Below are 20,156 nucleotides of genomic sequence, written 5' to 3' on the forward strand. Positions count from 1 at the left end.
ACTCAACACTATTTTCATTTGGAGGTACAAAATGAACTCTATTTCAAGATTAGCTGCAGCTTTTAAAGAGGATGTAAATAATGAAGAGAGTATGTTCGTTCAATATATTTACAAAATGTTAAATAATATGTTTAAGTTGATCATCTTATTTGGGATTCCTTTTGTCATTTATCTCCTTTTTCAACTCAGTAAAAGCATTTAATCTTTGCTTCCTTCATCATTATTCGTGATGTGTATTAAGTTACGAATAACGACTCTCATAATTTGTTTATATTCATCATCATGAAACATCATATAAAGCGTATGGTAGTCATTATAAATATCTAATAAACCATCAATTAACTGCTTTTTTTTCTTTATGTTCATTAATATTTCCTTTTCTGCCTTGCGGAACAAATGCCCTTTCTCTTTTAATGAATGATGAATGATTTCTTTTTTGTTAATTAAATAGAGCATTCCAAGTTTTTGGATAAAAGCTTCAGCGCTTTCCGCATCGGCTACAAGTGTGATTTCCTCTTCCCCTGCTTCTAGCCATTCTCCATCATTCACTCTTGCAAGTTCATAAATGACATCCTCCCAAGCATTTTCCTTATAACGCCAAATCTCTGTACGAAAACCAACAACTTTAAAAAGATCTGAACCAAATCCCTTCACCTTCACTAAATCTCCGAAAAAATATTTATATTCAATATTAATATGTTCACTTTCTATTATTTCCCTATCGAAATCGGATAACATTTGGAGGCTGGATTCCATATATAGACCTTCACTTTTATTGACCTCGTAAACATACATATTATCTAACCACTTTACATTTGTAACTTTTCCAACGGTTCCATAAATTGTGATCACGACTGTATCACCAATATTGTATTTTGGTTTTTTGCGCTCGTTCATTTCTTCCATCCTCTCAATGAATGAGTCGTGAGTAAGTTATTAATACGATAGTATATGCATGAGTCGGAAAAACCGCTCACAAAAAAAGACACTCCTAGTGGTTCGAGTGTCTTTAAGAATATACCCATTTTTTAGCTTTCTGAAAGTAAATATAATTCCCATGCTTCATCAAATATGACCATATTTTCTAAATAAAAGCCGTTTAACTCTAAATATGAGCTTATTTCATGATAATTAGCTGAATGCTTTGGAAAATTATGATCAAGATAAGCATGATTTGCAAATTGACTTATGAAATCATTTGGTGCAGGATGTCGATATTTCATAAGAAAATGGTAAAAAGATTTTGCCATAATCGTAACCTTTCTGTCTCATCTACTGAAAACGATCTGATTTAATAAGTTGAGTAAGTATCCAAATAATATTGAACATCAAGACTGCCACAGTAATTGGAACAGCCTGCAGCCAATTTTTCCCATATTTTTCTTTAATCACCCCTGAATAAAATCCACAAAAGTATAGCATAAACATTGCTACAGAAATCATAATCATCAATGCTATTTCCATATTTCTTTTCCTCCCAATATAAAGAAAGGTAAAACCACTTTCTTTCAATAGAATATCTCCCTGAAATCTATTATAGAGATAGTGGAAAAGAAATTTGTGAAAAATCCGTGAATAAAATGTGAATAATATCCTTGTTTTCTAAATCAGCTTGTGAAATCAAAATAATTTCGTTTCAACAGTTTTGGCTGTTTCATTAAGCTAGTATAGCTTATTTCACTGTCAATTATGTTTGTGTTAATGATAAATAATTGATTTTCAATTTCTTTTACTAATTCTTCTGATTGATAGGTCATGTTACAGTCTTTACATGTGACAGATGGAACATCACTGATTTTGATCGCTTTCGTTCCATCAGGAAGCTCCCAAAATACATCCTCAGTCACATGGATAATATTTCTGCTTTCACACCAAATGCATTGAATATTCATTGTACTCTTATTCATTAGCCACCGCTTTTTCTTTTTCTTCTCGTTCAGGGCTGTTTTGCTTCAATTGTTGAGCTTTGAATTTTTTCTCCTTTAATTCATCTCGTTTTTCACGTTTATCTTTTAATGAAGCATGGCCAGGATCAAGATTATATTGTTCTCGGCGACTTAACCTAGCAAGCCCATCTGGTACAAGATTAAACTTCTCATCGTTCATCAGTCCAGCAATTCCTATATTTGATTTCTTCTCATCCATATTTGGGAAGACTTCTTTAAAATATCCTTCCGCTCTTCCAGGAATATAGTTTTCTGGTTCAGGATATGTCGTAATGACCCCTTCAAAGTTACGAAGCACTACTTTATTAGCACTTTGGGAAATTAAATAATTTGGCTGTAAGGCAATTTTTCCACCACCACCAGGTGCATCAACAACAAAGGTTGGGACAGCATATCCAGACGTGTGTCCTCGCAATCCTTCAATAATTTCAAGCCCTTTTGAAACAGGTGCACGAAAATGCCCAATTCCCTCTGATAAATCACATTGGTAAATATAATAAGGACGCACTCTTATTTTTACTAGATCATGCATAAGCCTTTTCATTACTGGTACACTATCATTTATTCCCGCAAGAATGACAGACTGATTCCCTACCGGCACTCCAGCATTTGCAAGCATTTCACAAGCTCTTTTTGATTCTTCCGTAATTTCGATAGAAGTATTAAAATGTGTGTTCAACCAGATTGGATGGTATTTTTTTAAGATATTGCAAAGATTTTCAGTAATTCTTTGTGGGAAAACAACTGGGGCTCTCGTTCCAATTCTAATAATTTCTACGTGGTCAATTTCACGAAGTTTTTTTAAGATATATTCCAATATATTATCATTAATTAAGAGACCATCTCCTCCAGAAATAAGCACATCTCTTACCATTGGTGTATTTCTAATATAATCAATTGCAGCATCAAGTTGTTTTTTCGGGACTCCCATCCCGATTTGTCCAGAGAATCTTCTCCTTGTGCAATAGCGGCAATACATTGAGCATTGATTTGTAACTAGGAAAAGAACTCGATCAGGGTAGCGATGAGTAAGTCCTGGTACTGGTGAATCCTCATCTTCATAAAGAGGGTCCTCAAGATCGTATTTCGTTTTATAAATTTCCTGTGAAATCGGCACTGACTGCATCCGAATTGGACAACGTGGGTCATCTTGGTTCATAAGCGAAGCATAGTAGGGAGTTATATTTAAAGGAATTGTCTTCGTAGAAATGCGCACACCCTCTTCCTCTTCAGGGGTTAGGTTGATCACTTTTTTCAAATCATCCAATGTTCGAATTGTATTTGTGAGCTGCCAGAGCCAATCATTCCACTGTTCTTCTGACACATCTTTCCATAGCTCAATCTCTTTCCAATGCCGGCTTGGTTTATACAAAAATGACTTCATCCAAATTCCTCCTTATTATTCTCTATGAAATATACATGCAAATTTTGTGCCAAAATCTAAGTTTTCTGTATTTTATGCGTATGTATGGTTCAATGTCTTGATTTACTTGCCTTTTCAGACATATTTTTTTGAAAAGAGGCGAAGGAATATGGAATTGAACAATAATATATAAACCATTATGCTGATTTTTGGGCACCTGAATTCAACTCATATTATAGTTTGCCTGTTTTAATGATTAAAATAGTGCCAAAAAATAAGCAATTTTGTGCCAAGTAATTGGCATTATACGCTTTGTCAGGTAATCCAGTATTATTTTTGCTCCGCAACTTCTAGCTTCTGGAGTTTATATTGTAATGTTTGTCGTGGAATGTCGAGCAATTTAGCTGCTTGCATAATATTTCCATCCGTTTGCTGCATAGCATCCTCAATAAGCTCAGTCTCAAGCTGCTGCAGTCTCCATCTAAGAGAGAAACCTTTCCCATGATTTTTTCCTAATGGTCGCTGAAAGTGCTGCTTTAGCATGACAGGAAGTACCTTTGCTGTGAGAAGCTCGCCCTCGCAAACATTCATCATATACTCAATCGTATGTTTTAATTCCCTAACATTTCCTGGCCATTTATAGTCATTAAAGAATGCCCTTACATCATCTGTCACACCCTGTACATTCATATTAAAGGCTTTGTTAAAAGTTTCAATATAATACTTAGTCAAAAAGTGAATATCTTCTTTTCTTTCTCTTAACGGTAAAAGTCGAACGGCTAAGACATTTAAACGATAAAATAAATCTGTTCTTATCTGTTGCTTCTCCAACGCTTTTTGAGGATGAATGTTCATCGCTGCAATAATCCGCACATTTACAAATATACTCTCTGTGCTCCCAACTCTCCTTACATGGCCATCTTCTAGCACCCGAAGCAGCTTAGCTTGAAGCTCGATCGGCATCGTATGAATTTCATCTAGGAAGAGCGTTCCTCCATCAGCAAGCTCAAATAAACCAGCCCTGTCAACGGCTCCTGTATAGCTTCCCTTCGAAGTTCCAAACAAAATGCTCTCTAATAGGGACTCCGGAATTGCAGCACAGTTTTGAGCAATGAAAGGACCATTTGTTCTTGAAGATGCTTTGTGAATGCCTTGAACAAATAACTCTTTTCCACAGCCACTCTCACCAAAAACGATTATTGGTGAATCAGATGTTGCAAGTTTTCGCGCTTCTTTTTTAATTGCAATCATTTCTGGATTAATCGTTTTTAAACTGTCAAGTGTATATTGAATTGTACTTCTAGGTTTCAATTGGCCCTTCGTTTGCTTTTTCATTTTTCCTTGTAAATCTAGTAATCTTTCTGATAATAGTTTTAGCCTTGTATAATCTTTAGCAATCTCAACAGCGCCGACAATGTTACCATTGACTATAATTGGCAATGTTGTATTTATCGTTTCAATTCGATCTCCATGCATATTTACATATGATTGTGTGCGATTATAAATCGCTTTATTCGTTTTCATGACTTTAAATAATGTACTTGTTTGTGCATTTAGAGATGGGAAAACCGTTAATAACGGTTTTCCCAAAACTTCTTCCATGCTCATGCCATCATGCTTTGCTGCAATTTCATTGTAATAAATCGTTTTTCCATAAATATCAACTACATGGATTCCTTCGTCGATCCCTTGTAAAATAGCTGAAAGAACTTCACTTGAATTTTGATGTACTTCTGTGATTGTTTTCACCCCATTTTAGTTAAATTATCATTACCTATTAACTGAAAGATCCTTTACCCACACATTCATATTCTCTAGCTTATCAAAAATATAGCAGTTATTCATAAGCCTTCCACGATATTTATAGTCTAGCTGATGTAGAGCAGCATTCATTCCGAATGACAGAGCTCTCGCAATCGAGTATACACAAAAAATCCCGTTAGCCTTTAGCTCATTTTCAAGCTCTTTCAATAATATTTTCATTAATCCGTGCTTTCTATGCTCTTGTAATGTAGCACAGTCTGTTAATTCAGCATTTTTGTAAAAAGAATTCACTTCAGCTGAAGCCGCACTTACGATTTCACCATCAAAATAGAATCCATAATAAATTGTTCCTTCAGTCATCGTCTTTACGATATAATTCATGTCATTTAACGGAGTTGGATAAATTTGAAACACTTTCTCATAAAGAGATGCTAATTTTTTTGCATCTTTAGGTTGAAGTTGTTTTAATTTATATTCAGTTGGTGGATGTATCATTTTAAGATTTTGCTCGAGAAGGCAAACATTTTTGACGATTTCATCTTCTTTCATCCATTGATTACTATTCTTTCTATTTATATTGTAATATTTACTAAAAAAATATAAATTTGAGCCTAAAAAATACCGATCTATCATTGCTTCACATTGATAGCCTTTTTCCATAAATAATGCATAGTTTTCTTTTCTTGTTTTAAAAATTAATTTCTCTACACCTTTTTCCTTCGCGGTATTTTCAGCTTTTACAATCGCTTTTACAATATCTCCGGTCACATCATCTACTCGAATCCGATTATTGAATAGATCCATACACATGATTAAAGAGAAGTTATGGTGTCTTATCGTTTCAGTATTAGCGATTACATTCATTTCAGGTCCTCCTCATGAATTCCGCACCACTCCATTATCGTAAGTGCAATAATTTCAGCTGCTGCAAACACCTCGTTTATTGAAATAAACTCATTCGCATCATGAGCAACCTCTGTTACACCTGGACCAAAAACAACGACTGGAATATTTCCTACTGTCGAGAGAATTCCGCCATCTGTCCCCCATGGAGAAGCTTCAATTACAGGTTTTGAGCCTTGAACCTCTTCAAAGCTTTGTATTAGCGTTTTTATCAATGGATGATCGACCATTAAATTCCCTGGAAGCCATCTTCCACCAAACCATTCTACCTTTGGAGGATGTTGCCTTAACCATTCATCATGTATCCTTAGTTCATGGAGACATGCTTCCAATTCCTTTCTGGCCTCCTCCATTTTTTCATCAGGTGCCACACCGATCCTTCCTTCTATAACTGCAACATCTGGTACAGAGGAGGGCCATTCCCCACTATGTAGTTTTCCGATATTAATTGGAATTGGGATCGGGATATGTTCATATAGTGGATCGCTAATCTTTTTATTTCTTTCATTTTCCAAATCTTGTAGTTTTCGAATGACTTGCATCGCCTTTTCAATTGCATTTACCCCTTCATATCTTGTTCCACCATGTGCAGATTTTCCTTTAACGGTAATTCGAAACCACATCGACCCTTGTTGCTTCGGAAACAGCTTCATATTTGTCGGTTCTGGGATAAGCGCCGCGTCGGCTTTATATCCTCTAATCACAGCAGCGAGTGTTCCAGCACCACCACTTTCTTCTTCGATCACACTTTGAAAGATAACATCACCTTTTAATATTACTTCTGATTTCATAATTGCTTCAATTGCAAGGATTAAGGATACTGAGCCTCCTTTCATATCTGTCGTTCCACGTCCATACATTTTTCCGTCCTTAATGAAACCACTGAATGGATCATTCTCCCAATCACTTCGGTCACCTTCTGGGACAACGTCAATATGACCATTTAATATAATTGACCGTCCTCCACCTCGCCCTTTCAGTACAGCAACGACATTTGGATTACCAGTAAAATCTTTTCGATCAGAATTAAAAACTGGATGTTTTAACAACTTCTCTTCACCAATTTCCCAAATATCCATATGTAATCCAAGATCTCGGCATTTATCGATCACAATTTCTTGTGCTCCACTTTCGTTTCCTCTTACACTTCCCTCTTGGACAAGCTGTTGAAGAAAATGAACCCCACTCATTCGATTTGCATGTAACCATTGTTTGATCCTTTTTTCAGCCTGCATGTTTTCACCCCTTTTCGGAATTAATCGATGACGTAGAGATCATCGCTAATTAAAACTTCACAGCCAGTATTTAATAACACATCATTTAATTCGTAAGGTAAGAACAATTCAGTCAGCAATAAACCAGCCTCAGTTACTTGAAATACTGCCATTTCTGTTATAATAAGGTTAACACATTTTGCTGATGTTAGCGGGAGAGTGCATTTTTTGACAATCTTCGGATTTCCTCGCTTATCCACATGATTCATAAGCACAATTACATTATTTGCTTTTTGGGCAAGTTCCATTGCTCCCCCCATACCAGGAATTTTTTTACCTGGCACAATCCAATTAGCAAGATCACCTAGTTCACTAACTTGCAATGAACCAAGAATAGTCATATCTACTTTTCCCCGTCTAATCATGCCAAATGAAATCGCACTATCACAATAAGAAGCTCCATCAACAACTGTCACTGGAAACCCACCTGCATTACAAAGGTTCTCATCCTCTTCTCCTAATTTAGGGCTCGGCCCCATCCCGGTAATCCCATTTTCAGCATGAAAGAATACATTTATATCGTTAGGCAGATGATTTGGTACGAGAGATGGAATGCCAATCCCGAGATTTACAACCATCCCATTTTTTATTTCTTTTGCTGCCCGTTTTGCAATTCGATTTCGACTTTCTATTCCCAAGCCCATTTCCAATTCACTCCCTTCGATGGAACGATGTAATCTACAAACACGCCAGGTGTGATGATTTCAGCGGGATTTAAAGAGCTGAGAGGGACAATTTCTTCGACCTCTGCTATTGTAATATCCCCTGCCATTGCCACAAGCGGATTCGTATTGCGTGCACTTTTGTCATAAATTAAATTCCCATATGGATCTGCTTTTTTAGCAAACACGATCGCAATATCTCCAGTAAGTGCTGTCTCTACTAAATATTCCTTGCTTAGAACAGATACTTTCTGCTTATTGCTTGAAACAATTTCATTGTCAATGCCAATATCGGACAAAATCCCTGGGAGGCCAACTCCCCCTGCTCGAATCCTTTCAGCAAGAATTCCTTGTGGAGAAAACTCTACTTCGAGCAGCCCATCCGTCATTAACTGACCAGCGACAGGGTTTGATCCTATATGAGAAGCAATAACTTTTCTAGCTCTCCCCATGCTTACAAGCTTACCAATGCCAATATGTGGGAAAGCTGTATCATTACCAATTAATGTTAGTCCTTTTATCTCTTTTTCAATTATTCCATCAATAAGTGTTGGAGGTGAACCAATTCCGCCAAATCCACCAAATAAAATGGTCATTCCATCATCGAAATATTCCATCGCTTTATTAATCGAAATAATTTTTCGGAAGGAATTATCCAATTTCGGTCACCTCATTATTTTCAAAAAAGTATTTTGAAATAAACAATTCCAATGTTCTTTCAAATCGAGTAATTAATTCATCTAATTCTTCAAATGTGATTGTAAGAGGTGGGGCAATTAAGATCGCATCTCCATTGACACCATCGATTCCGGCGCCAGCTGGGTAAATAATGAGACCATTTTCCTGTGCGAGCTGAATTAACTTTTGTGTAAAAAGAAGAGTCCGTGGAAAAGGGGTTTTATTTGCTTTGTTCTCAACAAATTCAATCCCTACCATAAGACCTTTACCTCTGATGTCACCAATCATCGGAAATTTCTCTTGGAGCTTTGACAAATGTTGAAATAGATACGTACTTTTTTCTTGTACTTCTGTAATAATTTTATTTTTATCTAAATATTCAACTACGGCTAGCGAAACAGCACATGATTGTGGATTGGCGCTTAACGTATGTCCACTCATCACAATTTTCGAACCCGATAAAATAGGCTCCATAACTTTTTCACTGACGAGAGCTGCAGCAATTGATGCATACCCTGCACCCATTCCTTTTCCTAGTGCAACAATATCTGGTTCAATTTCCCAGTGCTCACAGGCTAGCATTGTTCCTGTTCGTCCAAATCCTGTCATCACCTCATCGGCAATAAACAAAATTTGATTTCGCTCGCATATTTCTTTAATTACTTTGTAATAGTCTTTCGGTGGGGTGATAGCTCCCCCCGCTGCACCAATTACTGGTTCCGCAATAAAAGCAGCAATTTGTTCAGCACCGATTCTTTTTATGACTGTATCAAGCTCATGTGCACATACATAATCACAATTAGGAACTTCCCTGTTATATGGACAGCGGTAGCAATATGGAGGATGTATTACAGGAAAATCTTCTAGAAGAGGAATAAATCGTGCTCTTCTTCCAATATGACCAGACATCGATAGAGCACCTAAAGTTATTCCATGATAGCTCATCCAACGGGATAAAACTTTTGATTTTGTATAAATTCCTTTTTCTTGCCAATATTGAATCGCAATTTTCATTGCTGTTTCAGTTGCTTCTGACCCACTATTGACGAAAAAACACCAATTTAAATCTCCAATTGTTAAATCAGCAATTTTTTTTGCTAGCTTTTCCGCAGCGTCACTCGTAAATTGAGAGCGATAAACAAAAGAGACTCTTTTTGCCTGCTCATGCATAGCATCGATAATCTCTTTTACTCCATGACCGATATTTGCAGTTATTGCACCTGATGAAGCATCTAAATATTCCTTTCCATCTTTATCATACAAATAAACCCCCTTTCCGTAGTCAATGACTGGGTAATGCGAGTCTAAAATCGGTTTTATTAAATTAGTCTGAACCATATTCTCCCTCCATCCAAATTAAGGATAATCTTCAAAAAATAAAAAAAACTCTATTTTACAAAAATTATATGAAATGGTTTTTTCTAGATGACAAGAAAATTATAACATTTTTCAGATAATTTAGATAGTATACAAATCTTCTTTAATTTACTAGGCGATCAAAAAAAACAGCCACGAACGACTGTTTTTGACGAAAGAACGATTAATAGGAAACCCTATTTTGTTCAATTGAAATTTCAATTTTATGATCTTTTGCCATCACAAACGCATGAGCACCAAGAGGGATTGTTGCAAACGGATGAACATGACCAAAATTGACATTTACTATAATTGGAATACCTCTTAATTCTCTCTTACTGGCAATTATTTTTTTTAAAGCTTCTTCCGTCATATGTGAATTTTTTTGAAATCTTCCTATTAATATTGCTTTCACATCAACAGCATCAGGAAGATGTAGGAGCGATTGCAAATCACGATCAAAAGTAAGGGGATGTGATTCCTCATCATCTTCAATAAAAAGAATGGCATCTTTTAATGAAGGCATGAATTCGGTTCCTTGGAGTAAATTTAATGTACATAAATTTCCACCTATTAATACTCCCTCAGCTTCTCCTTCCTGCACCACTAAATATCCAGCTTGTTCAATATATGTCCGTTCTTCTTGATCAAGATACCAGGCATCATCACTCCAAAAGGTCGATGGTTCAATGTCGTATGGCGCATCATTTGTAACTGCAGCAATAAACGAGTTTAATGTGTATTCAAAACCGTATTTTACGCCAAAACTAGAAAAATGTGGACCCGAGTAAGTGATCAAACCTGTCTTTTGATAAATTGCAGCACTTAATGCTGTAATATCACTATATCCGCAAAAAATCTTTGGATTTGCCTTGATTAAGTCAAAATCTATGTATTTTAATAATTGATTTGCATTATATCCCCCAAGAACTGTTAAAACGCATTTTACATTAGGATCTCGAAAAGCTTCATGCAAATCTTCGATTCTATCTTCTATAGAAGAACTAAAAAATTCATCGTGAGCTGAAGTATTTTTTCCGAACGTCACTGTAAAACCTAACTGATTCAAACGTTCAATCGCTATATCAATTTGCTTTTCTTTTACAATTTGCAAACTTCTTGATGGTGCAATAACCCTAATTTGATCACCTGGCTTCAATCGCTCTGCAAGCATACATACTCTCTCCTTTTCAAATCCATTTGGCTAGACCATTATAACTTATTTCTTACAATTATGAAGTTAAATAACATTATTTTACCAAATATTTTGACTAAGTGGCAGAAATAGCAATAAAAATAGACTGCCTTAACTTAAAAGACAGTCCAATTTTTATCTCGTCATCTTAACAAAATCCGATACAGCTAGCTCCGATAATGACTAACAAGATAAACAGCACAACGATTAACGCAAACCCTCCTGAAAATCCGCAGCCGCCACCAAAAGCACCTGCTACAGGATAGCCAAATCCTGGACCAACTCCTGCGCCAAACCCTGGGCCAAACCCTGCGCCGACTCCTGGATAGCCAACTCCTGGATAACACGGGTCACATCCGTATCCATACATATTCATTCACTCCTCATTATTTTTGGGGCGTTTTCGTTATTAATTTATGTTATAGGTGCTTGGCCTGTACGGGTATTTGCCTATTTTTCTGTAAAACGTCTTTTCATTGGCGAAATTAGTTGTCAAACAACGGAAGTAATTCCTCATAGCCTTCTTCGATTAACTTATCTTTTGGTATGAATCGGAGTGCAGCTGAATTAATACAATATCGTAACCCTGCTGGGTCAGGACCATCATTAAAAACATGACCTAAATGAGAATCTGCTGTTTTGCTCCTAACTTCTGTTCGAATCATAAAATGGCTAGTGTCTTTTTTCTCAATTATTTCACTTTCGATAATTGGTTTCGTGAAACTTGGCCAACCACAACCTGCATCAAATTTATCTTTTGAGCTAAATAATGGCTTTCCCGATATAATATCTACATAAATACCTGGATTAAATTTATCCCAATATTCATTTTGGAAAGGCGGTTCGGTTCCATTATTTTGTGTCACATGATATTGCATGTCGTTAAGACGCTGTTTCAAATTTTCATTATTATTCATTTACGATCACCCCAATGTTTTTTGATAAAAGCTGCTCTCCCTGAGCCCTTCTGGTAAGCTTCATACCTAACTGGATTCTTTTTATAATATTGTTGGTGATATTCTTCAGCTGGATAAAAAGGCGCTGCAGGCAATATTTTTGTTGCTATCACTATATTAAATGGACCATTCTCTTGCAATTCATTTTTTGATTGTAAAGCAAGCTGTTTTTGTTCTTCATTATGATAAAAAATTGCTGTTTCATAAGATTGACCACGATCGTAAAACTGTCCACCAGCATCAGTAGGATCGATTTGTTGCCAATATATAGATAAGATCTTTTCATATGGGAAAATTTTTGGATCAAATGTAATTTGGACAGCTTCATAATGTCCTGTGGCTTCCGTACAAACCTCTTCATAAGTTGGATTTTCTTTCGTACCACCCGTATATCCTGAAATAACACTTTTAATTCCTGGCAGTTCATCAAAGGGCTTCACCATACACCAGAAGCAACCTCCTGCGAAAGTAGCTAAATCATATTTCGTCTCTTCCATACATTTCACCTCACAAGTATATTTCGTGTTACCACCTTATTTATAAGAATAATGTTAAACTTCGATACATGCAAAAATAACCTCTTCGAAAAACATACAAAAAGGTCATTTATTGTTAAGACTCAGTTCTTACATTTTCTTTGCTTTTTTCACACTAGCCGTTATATTTTTCCAACGCTTTTTCTCCTCAGTTTGTGCTCGTTTATCTTGTTTTCTATCTAAATAGGCTAATTCTCGAAGAAGTTTTTTGTAACTTATTAAACGATTTATATCAAGGAGGCCACTTTCAACACCTGCAATTACTGCACAACCAGGCTCATTTTCATGGCTGCAATCCCTAAATTTACAATCATTTGCCAATGTTTCGATATCAGTAAAGCTTCCAGCTAAGCCATTTTCACTTTCCCATAGCTGAAGCTCTCTCATTCCAGGTGTATCAATGAGCGCAGCTCCTCCTGAGAGTAGAACAAGTTCACGATGTGTAGTCGTGTGTCTTCCTTTATCATCATTTTGCCGAATATCTTGCACCTTTTGTTTTTCCTCGCCTAAAAGATAATTAGTTAAGGTAGATTTCCCAACACCTGAAGATCCTAGAAGGGCAACCGTTTTACCTGGCAAGAGATAAGGCTGGATAGCTTCAAGTCCTTTTTCTTCAATCACGCTAATTGTCACAATCGGCACTCCCATTGCGACTCCATCGACTTCTGCTAATTTCTCTGACAAATTATTGCATAAATCTGCTTTTGTTAAAACAATTACTGGATTTGCTCCACTTTCCCACGATAAAAGTAAATATCTTTCAATTCTCCGTAAATTTAAATCTTCGTTTAATGAATTGACAAGAAAAATTGTATCTACATTTGCAGCAACAATTTGTTCTTCCGTGCTTGTTCCAGCAACCTTTCGAGAAAATTTACTTTTCCTAGGAAGAACGGCATGAATTGTACCACGATTTTCTTCTTTTCTTGTTTTTAAGACAACCCAATCTCCAACAGCAGGATAATCCTCTCTTGCAAGGGCAATAAAGGCAAACTTTCCTGAAACCTCGCACAAAAGCTCTCCATCTTCTGTCCAAACTCGATACATTCTTTTATGCTCAAGCAAAACTCGACCAACAGAATAACCTTCTGCTTTATATAATTCAAACTTATCTGCAAAATATTCATTAAAACCAAGTGTTTGTAAATTCAATATAAAATCCTCCATGCTTATTAGAATTGTAATAACACATTAGCGCTAGATTCATATCTAACATCTAAAGTATCTTTTTTTACAAAAGACTTTGTTAAAGGATAATGTTGATTTTTGCACCTGTTGATTTGAGCGGAAGATGGCGAGACTCCTGCGGGAGGAAAGGACAAGGGAGACCCCACAGGTGCGGTAGCACCGAGGAGGCTCCCAGACCGCCCGCGGAAAGCGAGCTACCTGGAGCGGAAATCAACAGCCATGTTTAACAAAGTCTTAAAAAAATAGTAAAAAAACCACAGGCACACAGCCCGTGGTTTAATAAGCATAGAAAATAGATCGTTTTCTACATAATTAAACAGATTTCAATTGGGCTGTGTAATAAATGTCTACAATTAATGAACGAGAAATTAATAATTTTGTCATTACACTTCACCCACTTTCAGATTATTATTTATTTATTATATGAAAAGGTGAGCCAAAAGTAAAGCATCTTTCTTAAATTATCTTTTATTAAAAATACCCGTGACACCAACCTATACAAATGCGCATAGTTTATTAGCATATACCATCTAGAAGGAGCGAGAGGTATGTCCCATAATCAACAGGACTTTTTTCGAATAGCTGAAATGTACGACCTTTTAGCAAATTACAATAAATATGTAAATCCTACTAAATATATCGCCTATTACCAACAGCATTTACATTACATGAATTTGGCCTCACAAGCAATGCGTTCATTAGAAATATTTGAACAACAAAGATTTGCCGCTCAGCAAGCGAGAGTTCGTTTTGTACATGGATCATTCAATACTTCAAACGTCGATATTTATATTAATGGAATTAGAGTATTAAAAGACTTTTCAATTAAAGATCATAGCAGCTATTTAGCACTTTCTGCTGGAAAACACCAAGTAGATATTTATCCTGCTGGGAATATGGTTTCAACAATACTTAGCAGAAAAATAATAATTGAACAAGGGAAAGGGTATACATTTATTTTTAGTGGAGATACCAAAAAGTTAAAATGGTTGGCGGTAGAAGATGATTTATTTGTATCTAATGTGGAAACAAAGGTAAGAGTTATTCATCTCGCCCATGACACTCCTACATTAGACATCGCTGTAAAAGACAGAGATATTCTTTTCCCTCACCTTTCATACCGTCAACATACAAGCTATTTAAGACTTTCTCCCATGACCGTTAATTTAGAAGCAAGAATAGCTGGTTCGAATGAGATTGTTTTATTATTGCCACAAACTCAGCTTAATCCAAACAAAAATTATTCTATCATAATAATTGGTTCTATTAAAGACGAACCAAAACTTGAAGCACTAATTATATGAATATAAAAAAGCATGACATTTATATGTTCGTCATGCTTTTTTCATTAGTTTTTGATTTATCGAACAGGAACCATTAGTGTAAAACGAATGTCATCTTCTTTTAAATTCATTTCATCAACTTTTACTTTAAAATTACTTTTTAATTTCATATTTTGCAATGACACATAAATTTTTTCTTCATTTGGTTGGATATGCACCCATTTTGGAAGCTTTGAGTATTCACTAATAAATTTAAGTACGTATGATACAGGCAATTGCAGCTGACCAACAGAGACCGATTTTTGTTGTAGGACGATATCTCCGTTTTCTAATGCTTTTGGTTCAAAAGTAAGTTTTATTTGGATATTTTGGCTAAACACAGGAACTGAACCTGATAGAATAACCGCATCATTTAAAATTACTTTATAATCATTAGCCAATGCCAAACCTTCTTCATTTAAGTAATGATTGATTAGATCGTTTAAATCCTGCTTATTTGTTTGAACAGTAAAGGGAACATATCCATCTGTTTTCAGCTTAGCTGATAAATATTGTTCGTCTTTTGCTGGAATACTAATAAACACTAACAATGTAATAAAAATAATTAAGTTTATTCCTAACAAAAGCAAAAACAATAATTTCCATCTTTTTCCGTTCAATTCACATTCTCCTCATTTTCCTCATTTTCTACTTTCAATGATTGCTCAAAAGGCTGATTTAACACGTCCGTACTGATAGTGGCATGAACTCGCTCAGCCATCAATTCATATCCTTTATCATTTGGATGAAAATAATCAGTATAAAGAAGGGCAACTCCCCCTCTTTGGAAAATATCATCGACCTTGACAAAATACGCATCAGAATATTCAGCTAAAATTTTCTCGCTTGATTGATTCCAATCATTAATAATTTCGTTTAATTCATGTACATTGGCAAACCAAGTAGTGAATGGATTGTATAGTCCTACTAAAACAATACTACAATTTTCATTTTCTTGCCTAATTCGTTGGATAACATCTGCTAAATTGCGTTTATAAATCGTATTTTGTTTTTCGAAAGCCTTTAAGTTTAAATTTGAAAAATTTTCCCGAACTACTTTCATTACATCATTGCCACCAATTGTTACAATCACTATATCAGCTTCGTTTACAGCTTTTTTTACCTTTTTAGTTCCTAGTTTATTTAGAAGTTGATCAGAACGATTACCCTTCACTCCGAAATTATAAAAAGTAGCTGCTGATATTCCTTTATCCATTTCAAGCATTTCCTTAAGATAAGGAACATACCCGCCTCGTTTTGTACTATCCCCAACGCCTTCAGTAAGTGAATCCCCTACTGAAACAATTGTCATTTCTTTTGGGATAAAATTAACAGGCAAATGCTCAATTTCCATTAGAACTGATTTCTTATACTGATTCAGTTTTATTGAATGAGAGGAAGAGTTCGGAGTACATGAAGATAAGATAATCGTACAAATCAAAAGGAGCGCTACAGTCAGTCTCATTTTATCACCCGCCTTTTTGTATAAAATCTAGAAGTAGGGCAGCTTTACTTATTAATATTATAACGAAAAAAAAACTTGGTGTCCTCCAAGTCCTCTCGGCAAATTTGCGAGTTTTTGTTATTTAACCAATACATCTCTATTTAACCAAAATAGACCCATTAAGGGCCTATTGCAATGTTTTTATGTCTTTCATAATTTCATCAAAAGGGATATCAGCAAGACCTGGATAAAATTTCATAATTTTACCCTCTTGGTTCACTAAATAAAAATATGTTTGATGAATTACTTGGTCACCAGTCTTTGGTTTTTTTACAAGTGTTTTGAAATTTTTCATCGCGAAGTTTTCAATTTCTTCTTGTTTGTAACCTGTTAGAAAACGCCAATTGCTCATATCTGCATGATATTGATTTCCATAATCGGTTAAAACTTCAGGTGTATCCACTGTCGGATCAACACTAAATGATACAAACTCAATGTTTTTAATCTTCTCTTTTTTCACCATTTCTTGCAGTTTTACCATATTTGCCGTCATCGGCATACAAACATCTTCACAATTTGTAAAAATAAAATCTGCTACCCAAACCTTTCCTTTTAAATCAGATAATCCAAATGATTTATTTTCCTGATTCATAAAAGTAAAATCTTGAATTGGCCAATTTTTTGCATCTTTTATTTCGCCTTTGCCACAGGCTGATAACAATAACATTGTAAAAATAGTAATAATTGCAAACATACGAAGTTTCATTAATCCATCCGCCCCTCTACTTGTTCGAACATAATTTTAGCAGACAGATATGAAAGTTTAAAGAAAAATGTTTTACAAAGTAGTGAACGGAATTACTAATGACAATTTGCTACTCATCTAATAATGGGAAAAAAATTTTAAAAACAGTCCCCTCACCATAGATACTTTTCACTTCAATTTTTCCTTTCATTCTTTCAACGATTTGATAGCAGACCATGAGCCCGATGCCTGTTCCCTTTTCTTTTAAGGAATAAAATGCAGTACCAAGCCTTTCTAATTCTTCTTCGCTCATCCCAATCCCAGTATCACCTATTTCAAATACAGCAAAATTTTTTTCCTTATAGACGTGCAGACTTAATACTCCCCCATCTTTCATTGCCTCAATGCCATTCTTAAAAATATTCACAAGAACTTGTGTCAATTCTCCTTTGTTTCCTTTAATAAATATATTGTGCTGTAAATCGGAATGGATTTGGATATTTTTTGACATCATTGCATATGAATTCATTAAGTCAATGACTTTCGCAGCTAACTCACCCGCATCCACAATTTCTGTCATTTCAATATCAGGCTTTGCTAAAGAAAGATAATCATTAATAATCGTTTCAGCTCGGTTCATTTCTTCAAGCATAAGCCGAACATACATCCGCTCCTCATCACTCATTTCCTCTTTTGCTAAAAAAATTTGTAAAAACCCTTTAACAACCGTCATCGGATTACGAATCTCATGTGCGACAGAAGCTGCTAATTGACCTATTGCATTCATTTTTTCAGCTTTTTGTAATTCACGTTGAATTTTTGTTTTATGTAAAATTTGGTCCATTTCATCAATGGCATCTTCAAATCGGTGTAAAGGTTCAAACGTACGATTCATTGAACCCAGCTGCTCTGAAGTAGCAGACAATCTTTCGAAAAGCTCTGATAGCTGACTTGTCATATTATTAAATTGGTCAATCATAAGATTAAATTCAGGGTGATCATTTGATTCCAATTTGAACGAAAAATTGCCTTTACTAAGTTCATTAAAACCAATAATGATATCTTTAATTGGCTTCATGACAATCTTCAAGCCTCTTCGTAAAATAAAATACATCGTAACCATAATTATTAATATACTAACAATCAAATAGACGGCAATATCATTGATGTAATTATAAAGAACAGAAGCATCAATGCTAATGCTTAAAACGGCAATAATTTCACCATTTTGATTGAAAATAGGTGCAAATGAATAAATACGAAACCCATATTCAGCTATCTTTAGCTGACTTGCAATCACTCGCTTCGAATAAATAGCTTCATTATATGCTCTTCTAAATACGTCATGTGCTCTTAAATACATTAATGATTTTAAACCAACATCCTCAAAGGCGTCAGCACTTGCTATGATGAATATTTCATTATTATTCGAAACTTCTGGACTGAGGAGAATGGCTTTTGAATATTGAGCTTTTTCACTCATCGTTGTTAAGTTTTGTTGCAATCTTTGAAAGGAAGGATGATCCCGATCCTTATCATTTTTGACGTTCTCAATATCTTTAATATCGATTGTTTCGCTCCATAGACTAGCCATTTCAACAACTCTAAATTTAAGCTGTTTTTCCATTTGCTTTACCTGCAATAAAAGACTAATGCCTACAGTCGCTATCACAACTATAAAACATATAAAAAATGAAAATAAAAATAATTTCTTAAAAAGTGGTAATCCCTTTATTTTCTCCTTCATTCTTTAATCCCCGATTCAACAGTACTTACAAATCACCCATATTCTCAATCTTTCGACAAGCTATAACTATATTCCTCTAAAAAAGAGAAAATATTACAAAAACATAAAAATTATTGAAACAATAGCTAAATTATGATAAAATAATATTTTTGCTATAATATTTTAATGTTCAGAATATTAAAATGGATTGAATATAAAAAGAAAAACCTGAGTATTATTACTCAGGTTTTTCAGTATTAGAAGCATTGTCTTCATTTTCTAAATTATATTCTTCTTCGTTTTCTTCTTCATCTTCATAAAGCTCTTCATATTCTTTTTCCTTTTTCAGCTTCCGTTTATAAACAACCTTCGATAAATTTATACTGATTTCATATAAAATTAACAGTGGGATTGCCACAAGGAAATCAGACATAATGTCTGGCGGAGAAATAACGACTCCGATAATAATTAACACAAAATAGGCGTATTTTCTAATTCTTTGAAGAGCATATGGATTAATTATTCCTAAAGATGTTAAAAACATTGTTACAACTGGCAGCTCAAAAAGAACACCGAAAGGAATCGTCATATGTAGAATAAATCGAAAATACTTATCGGCAGTAAAATTCGTCTCAAGCATTTGCCCGCCTAATTCAACAAGGAAACCAAGAACTGTTGGGAAAATGACAAAATAGCCGAAGCAAAGACCGACAATAAACAAAATAAATAAGGCCGGTATATAGGATAAAGAAATCTTTTGTTCTATTGGCTTTAAAGCAGGTTTTACAAATAACCAAATTTGCCATGCTAATACAGGAATGGTTCCGGCAATGGCAATAACAGAGGCTATCGTAAAATAAACCCAAATAATATCACTCGGTCCAAGAACAATTAGTTTAACATCAAGGTCACGAACGATCCAAAGATAAATCTCTTTAACGTAAATGAAGCCAATAATGAAAAAAATAAAAAACGCAACTACTGATATGATCAGTCTTTTTCTTAACTCATCTAAATGCTCTATTAAATTTAACTCTTTATCTGCCATACTTTTCTCCTGCCAACTTCAAATGATAATGAACAAAATGAAAGAGCGCT

General features: G+C 35.0%; 23 protein-coding genes. 2 read left to right on the forward strand and 21 right to left on the reverse strand.

The genetic code is table 11. The annotated features are described in order from the left end of the window. Positions 1 to 31 precede the first annotated feature (31 nt). Complete coding sequence (locus tag KDN24_RS14200; RefSeq protein WP_409973620.1) at positions 32 to 202, forward strand: hypothetical protein; 171 nt, start codon at positions 32 to 34, stop codon at positions 200 to 202. On the opposite strand, the gene yodN is transcribed toward KDN24_RS14200, so the two are convergent. The 16 genes from yodN to rsgA form a co-directional block, all read right to left on the reverse strand. Beyond that, on the reverse strand, positions 199 to 897 hold the full coding sequence (gene yodN / locus KDN24_RS14205; protein ID WP_491348053.1) for a germination protein YodN: 699 nt from the start codon (positions 895 to 897) through the stop codon (positions 199 to 201). The genes KDN24_RS14200 and yodN overlap by 4 nt on opposite strands. Before the next feature lie 131 nt (positions 898 to 1,028). Next, positions 1,029 to 1,250 carry a YozE family protein gene (locus KDN24_RS14210; protein WP_409973618.1) on the reverse strand — a complete coding sequence of 74 codons (222 nt, stop codon included), beginning with the start codon at positions 1,248 to 1,250 and terminating at the stop codon, positions 1,029 to 1,031. Between the two features lie 22 nt (positions 1,251 to 1,272). Further along, entirely contained in the window at positions 1,273 to 1,464 is a 192-nt protein-coding gene (locus tag KDN24_RS14215; RefSeq protein ID WP_409973617.1) for a hypothetical protein, read from the reverse strand. Between the two features lie 143 nt (positions 1,465 to 1,607). Next, entirely contained in the window at positions 1,608 to 1,907 is a 300-nt protein-coding gene (locus KDN24_RS14220; RefSeq protein ID WP_409973616.1) for a YokU family protein, read from the reverse strand. After that, positions 1,900 to 3,330 carry a lysine 2,3-aminomutase gene (gene kamA / locus KDN24_RS14225; RefSeq protein WP_409973615.1) on the reverse strand — a complete coding sequence of 477 codons (1,431 nt, stop codon included), beginning with the start codon at positions 3,328 to 3,330 and terminating at the stop codon, positions 1,900 to 1,902. The genes KDN24_RS14220 and kamA overlap by 8 nt, the downstream gene beginning before the upstream one ends. A gap of 309 nt (positions 3,331 to 3,639) precedes the next feature. Beyond that, entirely contained in the window at positions 3,640 to 5,049 is a 1,410-nt protein-coding gene (locus tag KDN24_RS14230; RefSeq protein ID WP_409973892.1) for a sigma-54 interaction domain-containing protein, read from the reverse strand. Positions 5,050 to 5,079: 30 nt separating this feature from the next. Further along, the gene (ablB, locus tag KDN24_RS14235; RefSeq protein ID WP_409973614.1) at positions 5,080 to 5,937 is read right to left on the reverse strand and encodes a putative beta-lysine N-acetyltransferase; all 858 of its coding nucleotides are present in this window, start codon (positions 5,935 to 5,937) and stop codon (positions 5,080 to 5,082) included. Further along, positions 5,934 to 7,211 carry a peptidase gene (locus tag KDN24_RS14240; protein ID WP_409973613.1) on the reverse strand — a complete coding sequence of 426 codons (1,278 nt, stop codon included), beginning with the start codon at positions 7,209 to 7,211 and terminating at the stop codon, positions 5,934 to 5,936. The genes ablB and KDN24_RS14240 overlap by 4 nt, the downstream gene beginning before the upstream one ends. Positions 7,212 to 7,231: 20 nt before the next feature. Beyond that, a complete protein-coding gene (locus KDN24_RS14245; protein WP_409973612.1) occupies positions 7,232 to 7,894 on the reverse strand; it encodes a 3-oxoacid CoA-transferase subunit B in 663 nt (220 codons plus the stop codon). Further along, a complete protein-coding gene (locus tag KDN24_RS14250; protein WP_409973611.1) occupies positions 7,879 to 8,571 on the reverse strand; it encodes a CoA transferase subunit A in 693 nt (230 codons plus the stop codon). The genes KDN24_RS14245 and KDN24_RS14250 overlap by 16 nt, the downstream gene beginning before the upstream one ends. Beyond that, a complete protein-coding gene (locus KDN24_RS14255; RefSeq protein ID WP_409973610.1) occupies positions 8,564 to 9,928 on the reverse strand; it encodes an aspartate aminotransferase family protein in 1,365 nt (454 codons plus the stop codon). Before KDN24_RS14255 ends, KDN24_RS14250 begins: the two co-directional genes overlap by 8 nt. A 202-nt stretch (positions 9,929 to 10,130) precedes the next feature. Continuing rightward, positions 10,131 to 11,120 (reverse strand): S66 family peptidase, encoded by a 990-nt coding sequence (locus KDN24_RS14260; protein ID WP_409973609.1) that lies wholly within the window; start codon positions 11,118 to 11,120, stop codon positions 10,131 to 10,133. A gap of 169 nt (positions 11,121 to 11,289) precedes the next feature. Then, on the reverse strand, positions 11,290 to 11,511 hold the full coding sequence (locus KDN24_RS14265; RefSeq protein WP_409973608.1) for a YjcZ family sporulation protein: 222 nt from the start codon (positions 11,509 to 11,511) through the stop codon (positions 11,290 to 11,292). Between the two features lie 115 nt (positions 11,512 to 11,626). Then, positions 11,627 to 12,058 carry a peptide-methionine (R)-S-oxide reductase MsrB gene (msrB, locus tag KDN24_RS14270; protein WP_409973607.1) on the reverse strand — a complete coding sequence of 144 codons (432 nt, stop codon included), beginning with the start codon at positions 12,056 to 12,058 and terminating at the stop codon, positions 11,627 to 11,629. After that, entirely contained in the window at positions 12,055 to 12,594 is a 540-nt protein-coding gene (gene msrA, locus KDN24_RS14275) for a peptide-methionine (S)-S-oxide reductase MsrA (protein ID WP_409973606.1), read from the reverse strand. The genes msrB and msrA overlap by 4 nt, the downstream gene beginning before the upstream one ends. Positions 12,595 to 12,723: 129 nt before the next feature. Beyond that, entirely contained in the window at positions 12,724 to 13,785 is a 1,062-nt protein-coding gene (gene rsgA, locus KDN24_RS14280; RefSeq protein ID WP_409973605.1) for a ribosome small subunit-dependent GTPase A, read from the reverse strand. Between the two features lie 584 nt (positions 13,786 to 14,369). On the opposite strand from rsgA, the gene KDN24_RS14285 reads away from it, so the two are divergent. Beyond that, on the forward strand, positions 14,370 to 15,125 hold the full coding sequence (locus KDN24_RS14285) for a DUF4397 domain-containing protein (protein ID WP_409973604.1): 756 nt from the start codon (positions 14,370 to 14,372) through the stop codon (positions 15,123 to 15,125). A 56-nt stretch (positions 15,126 to 15,181) separates the two neighbouring features. Here KDN24_RS14285 and KDN24_RS14290 read toward each other — a convergent pair whose 3' ends face one another. From KDN24_RS14290 to tatC, 5 genes are all read right to left on the reverse strand, one after another. Then, positions 15,182 to 15,763 (reverse strand): YpmS family protein, encoded by a 582-nt coding sequence (locus KDN24_RS14290; RefSeq protein ID WP_491348054.1) that lies wholly within the window; start codon positions 15,761 to 15,763, stop codon positions 15,182 to 15,184. After that, entirely contained in the window at positions 15,760 to 16,608 is an 849-nt protein-coding gene (locus KDN24_RS14295; protein ID WP_409973603.1) for an SGNH/GDSL hydrolase family protein, read from the reverse strand. Before KDN24_RS14295 ends, KDN24_RS14290 begins: the two co-directional genes overlap by 4 nt. A gap of 166 nt (positions 16,609 to 16,774) precedes the next feature. Beyond that, complete coding sequence (locus KDN24_RS14300) at positions 16,775 to 17,353, reverse strand: SCO family protein (protein WP_409973602.1); 579 nt, start codon at positions 17,351 to 17,353, stop codon at positions 16,775 to 16,777. A 109-nt stretch (positions 17,354 to 17,462) separates the two neighbouring features. Continuing rightward, complete coding sequence (locus tag KDN24_RS14305) at positions 17,463 to 19,079, reverse strand: ATP-binding protein (RefSeq protein ID WP_409973601.1); 1,617 nt, start codon at positions 19,077 to 19,079, stop codon at positions 17,463 to 17,465. Between the two features lie 217 nt (positions 19,080 to 19,296). Next, complete coding sequence (tatC, locus tag KDN24_RS14310; protein WP_491348055.1) at positions 19,297 to 20,106, reverse strand: twin-arginine translocase subunit TatC; 810 nt, start codon at positions 20,104 to 20,106, stop codon at positions 19,297 to 19,299. Positions 20,107 to 20,156 lie beyond the last annotated feature (50 nt).

The organism is Cytobacillus sp. Bva_UNVM-123 (genome assembly GCF_046351715.2).
GTDB lineage: Bacteria > Bacillota > Bacilli > Bacillales > Cytobacillaceae > Cytobacillus.